Genomic DNA, 19,033 nt, shown 5'->3' on the forward strand with positions numbered 1-19,033 from the left:
GGTGGTGCTCGTGGTCACTAGTCGGTGGTCGCGGCGGGTGACGCGACACCGTTGGCTGCCGCGGGTTCGAGCATCGAGCTCGTTCGCGCGGCTGGAGAAGTTGCGCGGCGCGACCGTTGGAGCCGCGCATTGGGGATGGGTACCGAGCTGAGGAGCTTCTGGGTGTACGGGTCACGGGGTCGCTCGTACACCTCCCTCGCCGGGCCCTGTTCGACGAACCTTCCCCGGTGGATGACTGCGATCCGGTGCGACACGTTCCGCACCACGGGCAGGTCGTGAGCGATGAAGAGATACGCCATGTTGAAGTCGCGCTGCAGGTCACGCAACAGGTTGAGTACCTGCGCCTGGACCGAGACGTCGAGAGCGCTCACCGCTTCATCACAGACGACGAGCCGGGGCTGGGTCATCAGCGCGCGCGCGATCGCGATCCGCTGGCGCTGCCCCCCGCTGAATGCCGCCGGATACCGCTGCGCCGCGTCCGCCGGCAGGCCCACTCGCTCGAGCATCTCCGCGATGCGCTCCCGGCTCGTGGCCGTCCCCGCCCCGTCGCCGCCCGCGCGCAGCATCTCCGCCAGCGACTGCCCGATGGTTCTTGTGGGGTTCAGTGAGCTGTAGGGATCCTGGAAGACGACTTGAAGGTCGCGGGTCAGAAGGCCACGCCTCCTGGCGGGCACCGAGGTCAGATCTCGCCCCAGGAAGCTCACCCGTCCTGCGGACACCGGCGTCAAGCCGAGGACCGCGCGCGCGATCGTGGACTTGCCGGAGCCCGACTCCCCCACCAGCCCAAGGGTCTCACCGGGTTGGAGGTCGAAGCTCACTCCGCGCACCGCCGGGGTTGCCTGGCGACCACGGCCGTAGTTGACCTCGAGGTCGCGGACGGAGAGGAGGGGGTCGACGGTGGGCGGGGTAGGAGCGTCTGTCGTCATGCCGGGGCCTCCTCGAAGATGTCCGTGCGAATGCACCGCGCCTCGCGATGGTCGGTCAGGTGCAGGAGCGGAACCGCGCGGTCGGTGCACGCCGCGATGCTGAAGTCGCACCGGTCGCTGAAGTGGCAGCCGGCCGGCCAGTCCTCGGGACGGGGCACCACACCACCGATGAAGGGGAGACGTTCGGCGTCCGGGTCGTGGTGCGGGTCCGAGGCGATCAATCCGCGCGTGTAGGGATGGCACGGCGATTCGAAGATGTCGTCGACGTCCGCCCTCTCGACGACCTCGCCGGCGTACATCACGACGACGCGGTCGGCGATGTCCGCCACCACCCCCCAGTCATGGGTCACCAGCAGGAGCGCCATCCCACGTTGCTCCTGGAGCCGTCGCAGAAGCGCGAGGATCTCCGCCTGGAGCGTGACGTCGAGAGCCGTCGTCGGCTCGTCGGCGATGAGCACGTCCGGGTCGCCCGCGAGTGCTCGAGCGATGGACACGCGCTGTGCCATGCCGCCGGACAGTTCGTGCGGGTACCGCCGGGCGACGGCCTCGGGATCGGGCAATCCGACCTCGCCCAGCAGGTCGACCGCGCGACGCCAGGCTTCAGTCCGAGAGGTCCCTTGGTGTCGCCGCACTCCCTCGGCGATCTGCCAACCGACTCGGAAGACGGGCGTGAGGCTGACCATGGGCTCCTGCGAGACCCAGGCGATCGCCTTGCCGCGAAGCGCATGGCGCTCCTTGCGCGACAAGGCCGCAAGGTCCCGGCCACGGTAGACGACGGCGCCGTGAGTCAGCTCTCCGCCCGACGGGAGCAGCCCGACGATGGACCGCGCCGTCATGGTCTTGCCACAACCGGACTCGCCGACAAGGGCGACCACCTCTCCCTCGTCGAGGGAGAACGACACGTCGTGCAGGACTCGGACCGGTACGCCGTCGCGCGGCAGCGTCACTGCCAGCGACCGCACGGACAGCAGAGCCGAGCCTGCTGTCTCCTCGGTGCTCTGAGCCGGCGCGCCGAGGTCTCCGCGCTGCTTGGGCATCAGCTGCGGCGCGGGTGACCACGCCGCGGACGAGGTGTCCCTGATCACGTCGCCCAGCAGGCCGAAGACGAGGATGGTGACCGTGACCGTCAGGCCTGGCGGGATGACGAGCCATGCATTGGTCTGCAGGACCCGGAGCCCGTCCGCGATCATGCCGCCCCAGCTGGGCTGCGGGTTGGGAACCACCAGCTCGAGGAACGCCAATGCGGTCTGCACGATGAGGGCGACGCCGCACACGAGCGAAGCCTGGACGATGATCGGCCCCAGGATCCTCGGAAGGACGTGCCTGCTCAGGATGTAGGGGGCCGAGAGGCCGGCGGCCTTGGCCGCGTCGATGTACAGCTCCTCACGTACGACCAGCGTTGCCGAGCGCACGACGCGGATGAGGGTCGGCGAGAGCAGGAGGCCCAGCGTGATCATGGCGGCGACCATGTTGTGGGGGAAGATGGTCAGGACGACGAAGATGATGATGATGGTGGGCATGGCGAAGGCGAGGTCGGCGATCCAGCCGACCACGCGATCCACAACCCCCCTGGTGTAGCCGGCCAGGAGGCCGAGCGGAACGCCGATCGCCAACGCGCAGGAGACGGCGATGACCAGGCCCACCAAGGTGACGCGGGTACCCACCAGCAGCCTGTCCAGCACGTCCCGTCCGAGGGTGTCGGTTCCGAGGGGATGGCTGGAGCTGGGCGGTGCGTTGGTGATCCGAAGGTCACCGGCCTGCTGCATGGCCACATCGGGGAGAAGGATCGGCGCGAGCACCGCGATGACCGTCAGCACGAGGATGTAGGTCAGGCACAGGGCACCCGCTGGGCGGCGCAATGTCGCGATCATGCTGCCCTCACCCGTGGATTGAGCCAGGCATAGACGATGTCGACCAGAAGGTTCACCGCTACCACCATGAACGCGTAGTAGAGGACGATCCCTTGGATCATGGGAACGTCGCCGCGGCTGGTCGCGTTGGCGGCCAACGTCCCCAGTCCGGGCAGGGAGAAGACGTTCTCCACGACCACCGTCCCGCCGAGGAGGGTCAGCGCCTGAAGACCCAGGATCGTGGTGATGCGGAGCGAGGCCACCTTGAGCACGTGCCGGAACAGGATCGAGCCGATGCTCACGCCGTTGGCGAGCGCAACACTGACGAACGGCTGGGCCAACGCGTCGAGGAACGCGTCTCTCGACTGCTTGGCGATCGCAGCGATGCCACCGAAAGCGAGGGCCGCTACGGGCAGAGCCAGGGATCTCGCCCACTCGCCCGAGTCGACGCCGAGTGGCACGTAGCCCGTCGCGGGAAACCACCCGAGCTGAACCGCGAAGAGGACGATCAGCTGCGCTCCCAACCAGAAGGAGGGAACGGCGAACCCGATCAGAGCGAACATGTCGATCGCTCGCCCGAAGGCGCCCCGGCGCACCGCGCTCGCCATCCCCAGAGCCACACCGACGACCAGGCTGACGATCAGCGCCCCGACCATCAAGGAGAGCGTCACGGGGAGCCGTTGAGCGATGGCGTGCGACACGGATTCCCCGTTGTAGAGGGACGTCCCGACATCGCCGTGCAGAACTCCGGTCAGCCAACCCCAGTACTGCTCGTGGAGTGGGAGGTTGAGCCCCAGCTGCTCTCGCAGTTGGTCGTAGGCCGCTGGCGTCGCGTCGGGTCCCAGGATCGCTTGGGCGACGTCGCCCGGAGCCAGCGCGATGAGCACGAAGGTCAGTGCGGTGACCGCCAGCAGGAGCGGGATCGCGCCCAACAGCCGCGTGACGATGATGCCGATCGGGCTTCCCACGATCCGCCGGCCGGACCTCCCGGGAGGCCGATCGGCGGCATCGGGGACCTGCGCCGCACCGGGTTTCGTGTCGGTTGCGGTGCTCACCTCGGCGACCACTCGGTGGCCCAGCTGTACTCCGGCCGCCCCTCGGTCAACTCCACACCCGCGACTCCGTCGGAGACGTAGTAGAAGACTCTCAGCGCATTGAAGACCGGCACGAAGACGGCTTCGGTGACCGTGCGCTGACTCAACTCATTCCACACCTGGGCATCGTTGGTGCGGGAGGCGCGCTCGAAGATGGCGGTCATCGTGGCGTCGGTGGCCCCGAACGGGTTGAGCCCGCCAGTGGGCGCGAGCGCCATCTTGTACCCAGCGCCCATCGGACCGGTGGGCACCGAGTAGAAGACGATCGGATACCGCTTGCTCGACCGCTTCTCCGCATACTCGGCGGCTGTGGGCGCGGTCGTGATCTTGGCATCGATGCCCACCTTCGACCAGTACGACGCGATCGCTTGGGCGAGCGGCGTGCCGCTCACGCCGTATCCGCCGTACGTCAGGACGTCGACGGCGAAGCCATCTCCGTATCCCGCCTCGGCGAGGAGGCTCTTCGCACGCTCGACGTCATAGTCGTAGTGGTCGCGCAGTGAGGATTCGACGTCGGTGGCGAACAGCTGCGACGTCGGCTCACCGTTCTCGCCGACCAGTCCCTCGGTGATGGCTTCCCTGTCGATCGCATAGTTCAAGGCCTGACGGACCCGAACATCTCCAACGGGTCCGTCGCCGGCTCGATCGGCGAAGATGAGGCCGCCGGTTCCGGTAGGCAGGCCCACCACCTCGAGCCCGCTCTTCTCCGCCGCGGCCACCGTCGTGAGGTCGCCCCAGGCGACGTCGATCTGACCGGTGCTCTGTGCCTGGAGCCGGGCGTTCGCATCCGGGATGATGTCGACGACGACCCGGTCCCACTTCACGGCATCCGGCTTGTCGTAGTGCGGATTCGGCACCAGGACGTACTTCTTGTCGCTGATCGACTGGTCAGGATCGAGCATGTAGGGGCCTGCGCCGACGGTTTCGGTCCGCAGAACATCGGGGCTGGCGACGGCCTTCGGCGAGGAGACGGCTCCCCAGTTGGCGCTCTCCGACAGCAGATAGGGGATGAGAGGGTTGGACTCGGCCAGCGTGAGCCGCACCGTGACGGCATCGACGGCATCGACGGCCTCGACGGTCCCCATCAACGCGGTGAACGCTCCAGCACCCTTCGAGAAGTACTCCAACCACGTGCTCACCGCCTCGGCGTCGACCGGCGACCCGTCCGAGAACGTGGCGCCCTCACGCAGAGTGAGCTCGAACACCTTGTAGGTCTCGTCCACATACCGCCACGACGAGGCCAGGCCCGGCTGGATCGACCCGTCAGCGGCCTGGTGGAGCAGGAACTCGTTGGTCAGCGGCCGGATGTTGCCGAAGGTCACGCTGTCCTTCGACGGGTCGAGACTGACCGGCCCACTCGGAAGACCGATGGTCAGGACCTTTTCGCTGCCGCCGGCGTCATCGGCCGAGCCACAGGCCACGGCCGTGCCGCACAGCACGAGACTCAGGACGGCAGCGCTGAGCCGGCGGAGCCGGCGCTGTGTCCGGCGCGCGCTCCCACGCCTTTGGCGGTGATCGATCCCTACGTTCATCGGACCTCCTCGGTGTCGGCGCCTACGGGTGGCGCCAGCCGGAGGAGAATCTAACCTCGGAGGTTAGATGTGTCAACGGTCACTTCGGGTCGCGCGTCGCGCGCTTGTCGATCGTGCTGTACAACCGCCGGAGGCTGCGCAGATGCGCCCGGGTGGCCTCACGTGCTGCCAGCGGGTCGCGCGCCTCGATGGCCTGGGCGATCTCCCGGTGTTCGTCGTTGACCCACTGGTGCGTCTCGGAGGACAGGGACTCTCGATCCATGCGGCGGTGGAGGACTTCGAAGACCGGCTCCGCGATGACCTCGATCACCGGATTGTGGGTCGCGCGAAGCAGGACACCGTGAAATGCCCGGTTGTGCTCGTAGGTGCCATCGGGGGCCACCGGGCTGGTGTCGTCGAGGCATCGCTGCAGCTCGGCGAGCTCTTCGTCGGTTCGTCTCATCGCGGCGATCTCCGCAGCAGGGACCTCCAGCATCTCGCGTGCTTCGATGAGCTTCTCCAGCGGAATCGCCTCCGACTCAGCGAGCAGCCCCAACCCGACGCCGAGCTGGGCTCCCAGCTGATCGGTCGACGGATGCGCCACGAACGTTCCCCCTGACGTGCCGCGCTTGGAGGTCACGAATCCTTGACTCGCCAACACGCGAAGCGCCTCCCGGGCGGTGTTCCGGCTGACCTGGTAGGCGTCCGAGAGCTCGGGCTCAGCCGGCAGTCGGTCGTTCGGCTTCAACACCCCGGCCACGATCTGTTGGCGCAGGAACTCCGCAAGGCGCCCGTAGGCCGTACCGTCACCCGAGTTGACCTGTCCAGGGGAACCCGCCATTCGACTCTCCTCCACCACGTTGCCCGCTCCTCGCCGCGCGTGCCCGCACCGGCTTTGCTCCGAGGATAGAGCACCTCGACCTGGCGGCTGCGGAGCCGAGCCGAATGCCCGGCCTTCCGGGCGAGGCGTACGCTCGCCAGCAGTCGAGAGAGGGAGTGTCCGTGAGCAATGCGAACCATCTGCTGGAGGCCCTGGAGCCGGTCGTGGCCGAGAACCTCGACCGCCATCTGGGCCTGGCCCAGGAGTGGCACCCGCACGACTACATCCCCTGGAGCGAGGGGCGCGACTTCGCGTTCCTGGGCGGGGAGGACTGGAACCCTGAGCAGTCCCGGCTCTCGGAGACCGCCAAGGCGGCGATGTTCACCAACCTGCTGACCGAGGACAACCTGCCGTCGTACCACCGCGAGATCGCGACGCGCTTCGGTCGCGACGGCGCGTGGGGCACCTGGGTCGGGCGCTGGACCGCGGAGGAGAACCGGCACGGCATCGCCATGCGCGACTATCTCGTGGTGACCCGGGGCGTGGACCCGGTCGAGCTCGAGCGCGCCCGGATGGACTACATGACGTCCGGCTACGACTCCGGCGACAAGACGCCGCTCGAGGCGGTGACCTACGTGTCCTTCCAGGAGCTCGCCACCCGCGTGTCGCACCGCAACACCGGCAAGGTCACCAACGACCCGATCGCCGACCGGATGCTCGCCCGGATCTCCAAGGACGAGAACCTGCACATGGTCTTCTACCGCAACATCGTGGCGGCGGCCTTGGAGATCGCGCCCGACGAGACCATGCGCGCCATCGCCGACGAGGTCATCGGCTTCGAGATGCCCGGCGCCACGATGGCCGGCTTCCGCCGCAACTCGATGATCATCGCCAAGGCGGGCATCTACGACCTGAGGCTGCACCACGACGACGTGATCATGCCGATCCTGCGGCACTGGGACATCTTCGAGCGCACCGGCCTCGGCGCCGTCGGCGAGCAGGCCCGCGACGACCTCGCCGCCTTCCTCGAGGGGCTGGACACCCAGGCCGCCCGCTTCGTCGAGCGCCGGGCCGAGCACCGCGCCCGCGCCGCGGCCCGGTCCGACAGCGACCTGACACTCGACATCGCCACCTAGCGTTCAGCCCGCCACCCGACGCGGTAGTCGGGAGCCCAGAGCCCGCTCGGCGTACGCCGCCAGCGCGAGCAACATCCCGTCGCCGTACGGCGGCCCCGCGATCTGCACGCCGACCGGGAGCCCGCCGGCGATCGTGCCCGCCGGCAGCGAGATCGCCGGGAAGCCCGTGAGGTTCCAGACCTGGGTGAGCCGCGCCCAGTCGGTGAGCCCGACGGGCACGCCCGCGACCGTGCCGGGGTGCTCCAGCCCGGCGTCGAAAGCGACGGTGCTGGTCGTCGGCGTGATGACCAGGTCGTAGTCGCGCAGCACCGCGTCCGCCCGCGCCGTCACCGCACGGCGGACCAGCTCGGCGTCGGGGCCCGCGCTGCGCGGCAGGCCCCGCGTCGAGTCGACGAACGCCCGCAGCTGCGGGCTGAGCTGCTCGCGGGCAGACGGCGTCAGCGCGTCGACCTGCCGGGTGATCGACTGTGCGTAGAGCCGGTCCCAGGTGTCCTCGACGCCGTCGAGGACAAGGTCGAACCGGGTCACCGGTACGCCGGCCGCCACCAGGTCCGCGACCCACCCGTCGACGACCGCCCGGACCTCCGGATCGACCGGTCCCCCGTTGAGGGCGGGCGAGTAGCCGACCCGCAGGTGCTCGACGGGCCGGCCGCAGGCATGCGCCATCGGCCCCGGCTCGGCTTGGGTGTGCCCGGTCAGGACGTCGAGCAGCCGGGCCACGTCGCGGACGCTGCGGGCCATCGGCCCGAGGTGGCCGAGGGTGCCCAGGTCGCTCGGCGGGTACGTCGGCACCCGGCCGCTGGTCGGCTTGAGGCCGACCACGCCGGTGAACGCCGCGGGCAGCCGGATCGAGCCGCCGCCGTCGGTGGCCACCGCGAGCGGCCCCATCCCCGCCGCGAGCGCGGCGCCCGCGCCGCCGGACGAGCCGCCCGCGGTCCGGTCCGGGCACCACGGGTTGAGGGTGCGACCCGTGACCGGGCTGGCGGTGATGAAGGACCAACCGAACTCCGGCGTCGTCGTCTTCCCCACGCAGACCGCGCCCGCCTGCCGCAGCAGGGTCGCCGCCGGGGCGTCGGCCTGGGCCACCGCGTCCGTGAACGGTACGGCGCCGCGGATCGTCGGCAGGCCGCGCACGTCGATCAGGTCCTTCACCGAGCACGGGACGCCGTGCAGGGCGCCGAGCTCCGCACTCGAGGTCACCTGTGCCTCGGCGGCCCTGGCCGCCGCCCGGGCACCGTCCGGGTCGACGGTCGCGAAGCACGACAACCCCGCATCGAGCTGCTCGATGCGCGCGAGCACCGCGTCGACCAGCTCGACCGGCGAGAGCCGGCGAGCCCGGATCTCGGCAGCGGCGGCCTCGGCGGTGAGCTCGTGCAGCTCGGGAGACCCGCTCATCGAACGGCCCCCGGCGGATCCGCGGGGACGAACACGCCCGTCTCGTCGTACGCCGTCCAGTGGGTCCGCCAGCGCGTCAGCAACCGGCCCAGCGCACCCACCGGGTCGGCGTCGTGGTCGATCCGGAGGTCGACCGCGGGCCAGGGCCGGTCGTCGACCACCAGCAGCGCGGCCGACTCGCGTCCCCGGCTGTCGCCACCCGCGGCGTCGCCGGCTGCGAGCGCGGCCAGCAGCCGGTCGGCCAGGTCACCCGGGCAGACGTGGAAGGCCGCGAGCATCGCCGGCAGGGGCTCGCCATCGGCGAGCAGATTGCCGCCGACGGCGACGTCCGGCTCGACGAGGTGGCCGTTCCAGCCGGCCACCTCGTCGCCGGTGTGGGCGGCGGTGCCGTCCGGCCCGGCGAGCAGCACCTGGCGGCGCGCGGCGTCGGGATCGTCCGCGAGGGCCGCCCGGAGCGCGGCGTCCGCGTCTCCCCCGGCGGCACCTGCGAGTCCGGCGAGCGCGGCGCCGGCCAGCGCCGGGTTCACGATCGCCTGGGTCGCGCAGGCACCCACCCCCGCGGTGACGAACGCGGAGCGCGCCCCGACGCTCGGCCGGGCGGTCGCGATCGCGACCCCGAAGCTGCCGGAGCCCGGATCCCTGGCGACGACGGAGAAGGTCATGCCGGTGCCCCGGCGGGATCCCGGTCCGGCCGCAGCCCCTCGTCCTCGGTGGAGAAGTGCGCGTGCACGACCCGCCAGCCGTCGGCCCCGCGGCGCAGCACCAGCGTGCTCCGGTACGCCGCCGGGTTGTGCTCCAGGTCGCCGCCCACCCAGCGCTTGAACCGGGTCACCCGGTCCGAGGCGATGAAGGCCAGGCCGTCGGCGATGCCCACCCGCAGCCGCCCCGGCAGGTACGGCGACACCAGGGCGAACTGCGGACGGTAGAAGTTCCAGATGTTCTCCCAGTCGGCGAGCCCCTCGTAGGTGTGGCCGTTGGTGTTGAAGAAGAAGTTCTCGGCCGATCCGTCCCAGACGGTCGAGAGCAGCCCGAAGTCGAGGTGGTCGTTCGCGACCATGTAGGTGTGGTACGCCACGAGGAGCGCGCGCAGGTCGTCGGCCGAGCCTCCGTCCACGTGCAGGTCGAGGTCGGCGTAGCGCTCGGGCAGGTCCAGGGACTCCATGTCGTTCTCCTTCTCGGGGGTCATCGCAGGGCGCGCGCACGGTCGGCGAGGCCGGCCGCGTGCGCGGTGAATCCGGGGTGCTCCGCGGCCTGGAGCAGCACCACCTCGTCGACGCCGGCGGCGGCGAGGCGCTCGAGCCGGGTCGTGACGGCGGCGAGGTCGCCGGCGAGGCAGAGCTCGTCGACGACCCGGTCGGCGACGTCGCCGGGGCGCCCGTCGCGGGCACAGGCCGCCGCCTCCTCCAGGTCGGCGAGGGTGAGCTCACCGGCCGTCAGCACGGGCAGCAGCGACGGGATGCGCAGCAGCCGCACCATCGTCTCGGCGACGTCGGCCTTGAGCCGGGCACGGGCGAGGGCCGGGTCGTCGTCGAGCGCGGCGGCGACGAACGCCGTCACCCGGCCGCGCCGGCCGGTCCGCTCGGCCGCGCGGTGGTCGCGTGCGATCCGCTCGATCTCGGCCGGCGGCACGTGCGCGGAGATCACGATCCCGTCCGCGGCTGCCGCGCTCATGGCGAGCATCCGCGGGCCGATGGTGCCGACCACCAGGGGCGGTGCCGCGACCGGGAAGGACAGCCGGATGTCGCGCAACCGGTGCACCGTGCCCTCGTGGGCCGTGACGCCCTCGCCGAAGAGTGCGCGCAGCACGACGAGGGTCTCCTCGATCGCGTCCACGGGGCGGGCGACACCGACGCCGAGGTCCTCCAGGACCCGCGGTCCACCGACGCCCAGGCCGAGCACCAGCCGTCCGCCGGAGAGCCGCTGCACCTGCCCGGCCTCCATCGCGAGCACCGCGGGCGAGCGGGTGAAGGCGCTGACCACGCCGATCCCGATCTCGACCCGCGAGGAGCGGGCCGCGACCGCGCCGGCCGTCGCGAACGCCCCCGGCCAGTAGGGGTTCTCCGCGATCCAGACGCTGTCGAGCCCGGCGCGGTCGACCTCCTCGACCAGCGCGAGCGCGGCCGTCGGATCGAGCCCCTGCGGGTAGCCGACACCGATCTTCATCGTTCCTCCTCGCTCCGCGCCGCGGCGGCGGCGACGGCCGCGGCGATCGCCGCCGCGGCCCGCATGCCGTAGCGGTAGTCGTCGACGCGGACGTTCTCGTCCACGCCGTGGTTGTTCTGGTCGGCGCCGGCGAGCGGCACCAGCAGGACCGGTGCGCCCAGTCCGTCCGCGAGCGCGGCCAGCGGCAGCGTGCCGCCGAGCGACGTGACCACCTCCGGCTCGGCGCGGCCCGCGCGACCCACCGCGGCGACGACCTCGGCGAGCCACGGCTCGTCCGCGGCGCACCGGTAGGGATCGGTCGCGCCGATCACCCGCGCCGAGACACCGGCGAACCGTTCCAGGTGGGCGACCACGGCCGCCCCGACCTCGCGCGCGGACTGCCCCGGCACCAGCCGGCACTCGACCTTCGCCTGCGCCCGGTGCGGTACGACGGTCTTCATGCCCTGCCCCTGGAAGCCCCCGCCGAGGCCGGCGATCCCGAGGTGCGGTCGCAGTGCGGGCAGTCCGGGATCGGCGCCGCTGTCGGGGAATCCTGCCACCGCCACCCTCCCGTCGGTGTCGTGGAGGGAGGCCAGCGCCGCGACCAGCCGCGACGCCGCATTGGGTACGGCGCCGCCGTACGTGCCGCCGTGCAGCTCGCGCTCGGCGCCGGTGGCCTCGACCTCGACGTACACCAGGCCACGGCAGCCGCGGACCACCGTCGGGGCGCCCGAGCGATGCTTCGCTCCGTCCGTGGCGACGACCAGGTCGCTGCCGACGGCGACGCGGTGCGCGGCGAGCACCGGCCCGAGCGAGGGTGAGGTGATCTCCTCCTCGCCGTCGATGACGACGCTGAGGTCGACCGGCAGGTCCGGTCGCGCCGCCAGGAGGGCCTGCAGGCCGTGCAGCACGGAGAGGTGCTGGCCCTTGTTGTCGGCGCTGCCGCGCCCGTACAGCCGGCCGTCGCGCAGGGTCGGCGTGAACGGCGCGGACGTCCAGCCGTCGGCGACGGCCGCGGGCTGCACGTCGTAGTGGCCGTAGAACGTCAGCCGCGGCGCACCCGGCGGTCCGGGCCGGTGCCCGACGACCACCGGATGACCGGCGGTCTCGACCACCTCCCCGGCGAGGCCGCACTCCGCCACGAACCCGCGCAGCCGCTCGGCCGCGGCCCGGATCCCTTCGCCGGTCGAACTCACGCTCGGCTGGGCGACGTGCTCGCTGAGCACCGCGAGCGCAGCGTCCAGCCCGTCGTCGAGACGGGCGTACACGTCGTCGAGGAGGTCCCGGTCCACCACCGTCACGCGGCACCCCGGTCGGGGTCGTGGACGAGCGCTGCCCGGTCGCTGCGCCAGCCGATCCGGCCGCGGCCGCCGACCTCGGGCACCGCAGAGCCCGCCGGCACCCGCGAGCGGACGGCGACGCCGCCGAGCGCGGGCACCGTCCAGGTGAGGTCGCGGACCGCGCCGTGGAACTTGCTGCCGGCCAGCTGCGCGTCGAGCACCACGTCGGTGCCGGCGGCCGGGTCGAGGAGGACGTCCTCCGGCTTGATCGCCAGCGCGTGCGCCGCCGGCACCGACGTCTTCGGCACCGCCAGCGCGAGGGCGGTCTCACCGACGCGGAACCGTGCGGTGCCGCCGGTCCCCTCGATCTGGCCGGCCAGCAGGTTGGAGGCCCCGACGAAGCGCGCGGTGTAGGCCAAGGCGGGCCGACGGAAGATGTCCTCCGGCTCGGCGACCTCGAGGATCCGGCCCTCGGCCATGATCGCCACACGGTCGGCCATCGACATCGCCTCGTCCTGGTCGTGGGTGACCATCACCGTCGTCACCCCGACCTTGCGGATGATCGACTCGACCTCCGCCCGCATCCGGTCGCGCAGGTTGGCGTCCAGCGCCGAGAACGGCTCGTCGAGCAGCAGGATCCGCGGTCCGGGCGCAAGCGCCCGGGCCAGGGCCGCGCGCTGCGACTGGCCGCCGGAGAGCTGGGCCGGCTCGGACTCCGCCAGCTCCTCGAGGCCGACGAGGGCAAGCATCTCCGCGACCCGCTGCCGCCGCTCGGGGCGCGCCATCCGGCGCCGCAGGCCGTACTCGATGTTGCGGGCCACGCTCAGGTGTGGGAAGAGCGCGTGGTTCTGGAAGACCAGGCCGAGCTCGCGCCGCCACGGCGGGGTGAACGTGACGTCGTCCTCTCCGAAGTGGATGGTGCCCGCCGTCGGCGTCACCAGGCCGGCGATGGCGCGCAGGGTGGTCGACTTGCCGCAGCCGCTCTGGCCCAGCAGGGCGGTGATCTCGCCGGGCGCGACCGTCAGGTCGAGGTCGGTGACCACCGGGCCCTTGCCGTAGTCGACGCTCACGCCGGCGAGCGCGACACGCTGCGATGGTGCCGTCATTGAAGCAACCTCACTCGTAGGAACCGTTCCACGGCGGCTGCCGCCGCCAGGAGGAGAACTGCCAGCAGCAGGGACAGCGCCGCGAGCACGGGGCTCCGGTTGCTGGCCATCTGCTGGTAGATGCTGATCGGGAGCGGACGCTGGTCCGAGGGCGCCAGGAACAGCGAGAGCGGCACGTTCACGAACGACAGGGTGAACGCGAACACCGAGCTCGCGATGAGCGCTGGACGCAGCATGGGGAAGGTGACCGACGTCAGCACCCGGGCGGGCGAGGAGCCGAGCGCCATCGCCGTCGCCTCGTACGACGTCCCCTGGGTCTCCAGGGCGCCGGCGACCAGGCGGATCACGAAGGGCGCGACGAAGACGCCGTGTGCCACGATCAGGCCGGCGAGTCCGACCCGGAGCTGGAGCTGGTTGATCACCTGGAGGATCGCCAGGCCGACCACGATCTGCGGGATGACGATCGGGCCCATCAGCACCGACGTCACACCCGCACCCGACATCCACCGCGGACCGCGGGTCACCGCGAACGCCGTGGAGACACCGAGGGCCAACGCGAGGGCGGTGGCCCCGATCCCGATCTTGGCGCTGGTCCAGGTGCCCGCGACGAACTCGTCGTAGGTGAGCAGGTCGGTGAACCAGTGCAGGGTGAGGCCGCGCATCCGGTCGGGGAAGACCGACGAGTCGTTGAATGCCTGCACGACCACGGGCAGCACGGGTCCGAGCACGAAGGCGAACCCCAGCACGACCGTCGCCGTCCGCAGCACCCGCCAGCCGGTCCAGCCCTGCTGCCGCCGTCGGTGGTGCGTCCGGGCGCTCATCGAGCGGCCTCACGGCGGACGCTGCGACTGAGCACCCGGCCGTAGACGGCGACCAGGAGGAGGCCCAGGCCGACGAGGAGGACCGAGCTCGCGGCCGCGAGGGTGGGGTTGAAGGTGTTGACCAGCTGGCTCACCAGCGTGGTCAACACCAGATTGCGTTCGCCACCCAGGAAGCGGGCATTGACGAACGCACTCATCGCCATCGCCAGACCGACGATCGACGCCGCCAGGATCCCGGGCCGGCACAGCGGGAGCACCACCCGGAACACGGTCCGCACCGGGGGTACGCCGAGGGTCAGCGACGCCTCGAGCAGGTCCTTGGAGACCGTGCGGGCGATGGGATAGAGCGTGAGCACGATGAACGGGACGACGAAGTGGACCGTACCTATCGTCATCGCGATCTCCGTCTCCGCCACCCTGCCCGGCGTACCGCCCCACAGGGGACGCAGCGCGTTGACCACCCGGTAGCCGATGCCGCCCTCGACGAAGAGGCCCATCCAGCCGAGCACCGTGATGACCGGGCCGGACAGGATCGGCGCGACGAGGAGGAACAGCCACACCGAGCTGACCTCCCTGCGACGGAAGGCAGTCAGCCCGATCACCAGGGCCAGCCCGATCACGACACTCGCGATCCCGCCGACCACGCTCACCCGCAGCGTCCGCAGCAGCACGTCCCGATAGATCGGGTCGGTGAGCAGGCGGTGGTAGTTCCCCCAGGTGTCGTGCGGGGCACTGGGATCGCCGAGCGGGTTGGGCTGGAGGCTCTGGTGGAAGATCACCGCGGCCGGCACCAGCACCGCGACGGCGAAAGCGATCACCGCCGGCAGCACCGACAGCCCGGAGCCTCCGATGACGTGGCTCGTCGAGGCCCGCGCACCGCGGGACCGGCGAGGAGTCACTCCCACGAGGGCAGCACCTCGGAGTTGAGCCGCTCGGTCCATTCCGCGCGCTTGGTGGCGATCTTGCCCAGGTCGAAGAAACGGACCTGATCGAGGATGTCCGCGGCGAGCGGGACCTTGCCGGCGACCTTGGGCGCGATCGTGGCCTTCACGTTGGCCGGCGAGCCCAGCCACTCGCCGCAGAAGGCGGTCTGCACGTCGGCGTCGAAGGCCACGTCGAGGAAGACGTGGGCGAGGTCCTCGTTGGGCCGGCCCTTGACGATCGCCATGGTGTTGTCGGCGGCGATCGCCTTCTCCTGCGGGAAGTCGAAGGTGAAGCCCACCCCGGCGTCGTTGGCACCGAGCAGGGAGTAGTTGAACTCCGGTACGACGCTCACCTCGCCCGCCTTGGCGCGGTCGGCCCACTCGCCCCAGAAGTACTGAAGGACAGCGGGGTCGAGCTTCGCCAGCGCCTTCAGGCCAGGGTCGATATCGCTCTCGGAGCCGCCGTTGAGCTCGGCCGCCATGATCAGGAACATCGGCATCTGGGTGTGCCCGATCCCCGGCAGCCCGAGCTTGCCCGCGAAGTCGGGGCGCCACAGGTCCGACCAGCTCGTCAGCGCCGGCACGCCGGCCGCCCGGGTGAGACCGAACGCGACCAGGCCGTAGGAGATTCCGTACGGGAAGAGCTTCGCCCAGTCCGCGATGTCCGCGGCGTTGGGCACCCGGCGGGTGTCGATGTCGACGAGGAGGCCCTGCCGGTTGGCCTGGAAGACGTTCTCACCGGAGTTGACGAAGACGTCGACGGTGGGCGCGCTGGCCTGGGCGAGCAGCTTGTTGAAGCGCTCGCCGCCGGACCCGGTGTCGTACTGCACCTTGGCGCCGGTGAGCTTGCGGAAGACCGGCTCGACGGTCTCCTTGAACGCGCGCTCGGTCTCGCCGCCCCAGACCGAGACCGACAGCGTGCGCCCGCTGCCGTCGGGGATCCCGGTGGCCGACGCACCGGCCGCCGGACTGCTGTCGCCGCCGCAGGCAGCCAGCAGGGTCGGTGCCGCGGCGACGCCGGCGCCGATACCGAGCCACTTCAGAACGTCGCGCCGCGAGCCGGCCGCGGTCGCCCACCCGCCGAGAATCGCGCGGGCCTGGGCCAGGTGGGTGGACGACCCGAGCCGTGTCGCGACGTCCTGTGCCCACTCGTCACGCTCCCCGAGCCGGCGTGACGCATCCTGCGAACCGTTGAGAGACATGCACTCGCTCCTTGGAATCACCAGTTGGTCTGGTTTGGACTGGACGAGCCTCGCATATTGGAATCTCTTTGCGGGACCAATTCCAGATGTCAGGTAGTCTGCGGAGGAACGCTCTGCGCGTACATATCCAATCTGCCGCATATTGGCATTGAAATGCAGAGGAAGGCACATGACTGGCCTCAACCTCGGAGACGTGCTCGGTCCCTGGGCCTCCGGCACCGGTCCGCGCTACGTCCAGCTCGCCGCGGCCGTGCGTGCCGCCGTCGAGCGCTACGACCTGGCGCCCGGCACCCGACTGCCTCCGGAGCGTCAGATCGCGGACTCCCTCGGAGTCAGCCGCACGACGGTGGTCGCTGCCCTCGACCGGCTCAAGCAGGACGGCTGGCTCGAGGCGCGGCAGGGCGCCGGCACCTGGGTCGCGGCCCGCGGGGACGCGCTCGGCGTCTCTCCCGACGGCGCCGTCTACTCCTCCTATCCCGTGCAGCGCCTGCTCCGCTCGACCCGCGAGCCAGCGCCGGCGCTGATCGACATGGCCAGCGCCGCGTTCCCGGAGCCGGTCGGGGTCGCGGAGGCACTCGCCACGCTCGACCTCGACCTCGCCGCGATCGGGATGGGCTACCTCCCCTACGGCCACCCCGACCTGCGCGCCGCGATCGCGAGTCACCTGAGCGCCCGGGGCCTGCCGACGGTGCCGAGCCAGATCCTCATCACGACCGGGGTGGCCCAGGCGATCACCCTGCTGGCCCAGCTCTTCCTGCCGAACCGCGAGCCGGTCGTCCTCGAGAACCCCACCTGGACGGGCACCCTCGACGCCATCACGGCGCACGGGTCGAAGATCCGCTCGCTGCCGGTCGACGACCAGGGCGCCCGGGTCGACCTGGTGCCCGACGCGATCGCGAAGTCCCAGGCCGACCTCGTGCTCGTCACACCCGACTTCCACAACCCCACCGGCGCGCAGCTGACTCTGAGCCGACGCCGGCGCCTGGCCGAGCTCGCCCACGACCTGCAGGTCCCCGTGGTCGAGAACATCGCCCTCGCCGGACTCCAGCTCGGCGACACCCCCGTGCTGCCGCCGATCGCGTCGTTCTCGCCGGACCGCTGGATCCTCACCGTCGGCTCGTTCTCGAAGGTGGTCTGGGCCGGGCTCCGGATCGGCTGGGTGCGCTCCTCGGAGCCCACCATCGACCGGCTCGCCCGGCTCAAGGCGGTCGCCGACAACGGCACGCCCGTCCTCAGCCAGCTCGTCGTCCTCGGCCTGCTCGACCGCTTCGACGAGCTGGCCGCCGGACGCCGCGCGCACGCCGAGAAGAGCCTCGCCACGCTCATGGCGGCGCTCGCCGAGCGGTTGCCCACCTGGCGCCCGCGCCCGCCGGTCGGCGGGCTGTCGATGTGGACCCAGCTCCCCCACGGCAGCGCACACGAGTTCGCCCGGGTCGCCCTCCAGCACGGGGTGGACCTCTCCCCCGGGCCGATCTTCTGTGCCGACGAGAGTCATCACGACCACGTCCGGCTGCCCTTCGTCGCGCCACCGGCGGTCCTCGTCGAGGCGGTCGACCGCCTCACCGCCGCCTGGGCCGACTACGAGCGCGAGCGGGAGGCGCTGTGATCGACCTCGACGCCATCCGCGCCGCCCAGCGCCTGATCGCGCCGGTGGTGGTCCGCACCCCGCTGGAGGAGTCCCGATGGCTCTCCGGCGTGGTCGGCGGACGGGTCCTGCTCAAGGCCGAGAACCTGCAGCGGGCGGGGTCGTTCAAGATCCGCGGCGCCTACGTGCGGATGAGCCGACTCACCCCGGTCGAGCGCGCAGCCGGCGTGGTGGCGGCCAGCGCCGGCAACCACGCCCAGGGCGTCGCACTGGCAGCGCAGCTTCTCGACATCCCGGCCGTCGTCTACATGCCGCGCGGGGCCTCGATCCCCAAGGAGGCGGCCACCCGCGGGTACGGCGCCGAGGTGCGCATCGCCGGCGCCACCATCGACGAGGCGCTGACCCATGCCGAGGCGTACGCCGCCGAGACCGGCGCCACCCTGGTGCACCCCTTCGACCACCCTGACATCGTCGCGGGCCAGGGCACGCTCGGCCTGGAACTGCTGGAGCAGTGCTCGGAGTTGGCGAGCGTGGTCGTGCCCGTGGGCGGCGGCGGGCTCGCCGCGGGCGTCGCGCACGCGATCCGCACCGTCCGGCCCGATGTCCGCATTGTCGGCGTGCAGGCCGCCGCCGCGGCCGCCTATCCGGCCTCGTTGCGCGCCGGCGCCCCGGTCGCACTGGACCGGATGGCGACCATCGCCGACGGCATCGCGGTCGCCCGTCCCGGGAACCTGCCCTTCGCCCACGTCCGGGCGGAGGTGGACGAGGTCGTCACGGTGAGCGAGGACCAGATCGCGCATGCCGTCCTGCACCTGATGGAGCGGGCGAAGCTGACGGTCGAGCCGGCGGGCGCGGTCGCCGTCGCCGCCCTGCTCGCCACCCCGGCGGCATTCGCGACGCCGGTGTGCGCGGTGCTCTCGGGCGGCAATATCGACCCGCTGCTGATGATGAACGTGATCCGGCACGGCCTGGCGGCGTCGGGTCGCTATCTGTCCGTGCGGGTCCGCATCCCCGACCGCACCGGCGGTCTCGCGGGCCTGCTCGCCGAGTTGGTGCGCTGCGAGGTCAACGTGCAGGAGGTCGCCCACGACCGCGCCACCCGGCACGCGCTCGGCGAGGTCGATGTGTCCCTCCAGTTGGAGACACGCGGCCCCGAGCACACCCGCGCCGTCGTCGCCACGATGCGCGAGCACTACCTGGTCCTCGAGCACGACGCCGAGCGGCCCTGAACCGCGGGGCCGC

The 19,033-nt window shown here is 71.5% G+C and carries 17 protein-coding genes; 3 read left to right on the forward strand and 14 right to left on the reverse strand.

From position 1 onward, the window contains the following. Positions 1–17: 17 nt before the first annotated feature. The 5 genes from RB608_RS24120 to RB608_RS24140 form a co-directional block, all read right to left on the reverse strand. The gene (locus tag RB608_RS24120; RefSeq protein ID WP_308090626.1) at positions 18–926 is read right to left on the reverse strand and encodes an ATP-binding cassette domain-containing protein; all 909 of its coding nucleotides are present in this window, start codon (positions 924–926) and stop codon (positions 18–20) included. Beyond that, positions 923–2,797 (reverse strand): dipeptide/oligopeptide/nickel ABC transporter permease/ATP-binding protein, encoded by a 1,875-nt coding sequence (locus tag RB608_RS24125; protein ID WP_308090627.1) that lies wholly within the window; start codon positions 2,795–2,797, stop codon positions 923–925. The genes RB608_RS24120 and RB608_RS24125 overlap by 4 nt, the downstream gene beginning before the upstream one ends. Continuing rightward, the gene (locus tag RB608_RS24130) at positions 2,794–3,831 is read right to left on the reverse strand and encodes an ABC transporter permease (protein WP_308090628.1); all 1,038 of its coding nucleotides are present in this window, start codon (positions 3,829–3,831) and stop codon (positions 2,794–2,796) included. Before RB608_RS24130 ends, RB608_RS24125 begins: the two co-directional genes overlap by 4 nt. After that, a complete protein-coding gene (locus RB608_RS24135) occupies positions 3,828–5,402 on the reverse strand; it encodes an ABC transporter substrate-binding protein (RefSeq protein ID WP_308090629.1) in 1,575 nt (524 codons plus the stop codon). Before RB608_RS24135 ends, RB608_RS24130 begins: the two co-directional genes overlap by 4 nt. Positions 5,403–5,481: 79 nt before the next feature. Beyond that, positions 5,482–6,240, reverse strand: coding sequence for a FadR/GntR family transcriptional regulator (locus tag RB608_RS24140; RefSeq protein WP_308090630.1), 759 nt, complete (start codon positions 6,238–6,240; stop codon positions 5,482–5,484). A 143-nt stretch (positions 6,241–6,383) separates the two neighbouring features. On the opposite strand from RB608_RS24140, the gene RB608_RS24145 reads away from it, so the two are divergent. Next, the gene (locus RB608_RS24145) at positions 6,384–7,337 is read left to right on the forward strand and encodes an acyl-ACP desaturase (RefSeq protein WP_308090631.1); all 954 of its coding nucleotides are present in this window, start codon (positions 6,384–6,386) and stop codon (positions 7,335–7,337) included. 3 nt (positions 7,338–7,340) lie between these two features. Here the strand turns inward: RB608_RS24145 and RB608_RS24150 are convergent, their stop codons facing one another. The 9 genes from RB608_RS24150 to RB608_RS24190 are packed head-to-tail and all read right to left on the reverse strand — an operon-like array spanning position 7,341 to position 16,206. Then, the gene (locus tag RB608_RS24150) at positions 7,341–8,732 is read right to left on the reverse strand and encodes an amidase family protein (RefSeq protein ID WP_308090632.1); all 1,392 of its coding nucleotides are present in this window, start codon (positions 8,730–8,732) and stop codon (positions 7,341–7,343) included. After that, the gene (locus RB608_RS24155) at positions 8,729–9,394 is read right to left on the reverse strand and encodes a DUF1028 domain-containing protein (protein ID WP_308090633.1); all 666 of its coding nucleotides are present in this window, start codon (positions 9,392–9,394) and stop codon (positions 8,729–8,731) included. Before RB608_RS24155 ends, RB608_RS24150 begins: the two co-directional genes overlap by 4 nt. Beyond that, a complete protein-coding gene (locus RB608_RS24160) occupies positions 9,391–9,894 on the reverse strand; it encodes a nuclear transport factor 2 family protein (protein WP_308090635.1) in 504 nt (167 codons plus the stop codon). The genes RB608_RS24155 and RB608_RS24160 overlap by 4 nt, the downstream gene beginning before the upstream one ends. A 20-nt stretch (positions 9,895–9,914) precedes the next feature. Beyond that, a complete protein-coding gene (locus tag RB608_RS24165; RefSeq protein WP_308090636.1) occupies positions 9,915–10,895 on the reverse strand; it encodes an LLM class flavin-dependent oxidoreductase in 981 nt (326 codons plus the stop codon). Then, the gene (locus tag RB608_RS24170) at positions 10,892–12,175 is read right to left on the reverse strand and encodes a M20/M25/M40 family metallo-hydrolase (RefSeq protein ID WP_308090637.1); all 1,284 of its coding nucleotides are present in this window, start codon (positions 12,173–12,175) and stop codon (positions 10,892–10,894) included. The genes RB608_RS24165 and RB608_RS24170 overlap by 4 nt, the downstream gene beginning before the upstream one ends. Beyond that, complete coding sequence (locus tag RB608_RS24175; protein ID WP_308090638.1) at positions 12,172–13,260, reverse strand: ABC transporter ATP-binding protein; 1,089 nt, start codon at positions 13,258–13,260, stop codon at positions 12,172–12,174. Before RB608_RS24175 ends, RB608_RS24170 begins: the two co-directional genes overlap by 4 nt. After that, positions 13,257–14,081, reverse strand: a complete 825-nt coding sequence (locus tag RB608_RS24180) for an ABC transporter permease subunit (protein ID WP_308090639.1) — start codon at positions 14,079–14,081, stop codon at positions 13,257–13,259. Before RB608_RS24180 ends, RB608_RS24175 begins: the two co-directional genes overlap by 4 nt. After that, positions 14,078–14,986, reverse strand: coding sequence for an ABC transporter permease subunit (locus tag RB608_RS24185; RefSeq protein WP_308090640.1), 909 nt, complete (start codon positions 14,984–14,986; stop codon positions 14,078–14,080). Before RB608_RS24185 ends, RB608_RS24180 begins: the two co-directional genes overlap by 4 nt. Then, a complete protein-coding gene (locus RB608_RS24190) occupies positions 14,977–16,206 on the reverse strand; it encodes an extracellular solute-binding protein (protein WP_308090641.1) in 1,230 nt (409 codons plus the stop codon). The genes RB608_RS24185 and RB608_RS24190 overlap by 10 nt, the downstream gene beginning before the upstream one ends. 169 nt (positions 16,207–16,375) lie before the next feature. On the opposite strand from RB608_RS24190, the gene RB608_RS24195 reads away from it, so the two are divergent. Next, the gene (locus RB608_RS24195) at positions 16,376–17,812 is read left to right on the forward strand and encodes a PLP-dependent aminotransferase family protein (protein ID WP_308090642.1); all 1,437 of its coding nucleotides are present in this window, start codon (positions 16,376–16,378) and stop codon (positions 17,810–17,812) included. Then, complete coding sequence (gene ilvA, locus RB608_RS24200) at positions 17,809–19,020, forward strand: threonine ammonia-lyase (protein WP_308090643.1); 1,212 nt, start codon at positions 17,809–17,811, stop codon at positions 19,018–19,020. The genes RB608_RS24195 and ilvA overlap by 4 nt, the downstream gene beginning before the upstream one ends. Positions 19,021–19,033 lie beyond the last annotated feature (13 nt).

Source organism: Nocardioides sp. LHD-245 (assembly GCF_030929495.1).
GTDB lineage: Bacteria > Actinomycetota > Actinomycetes > Propionibacteriales > Nocardioidaceae > Nocardioides.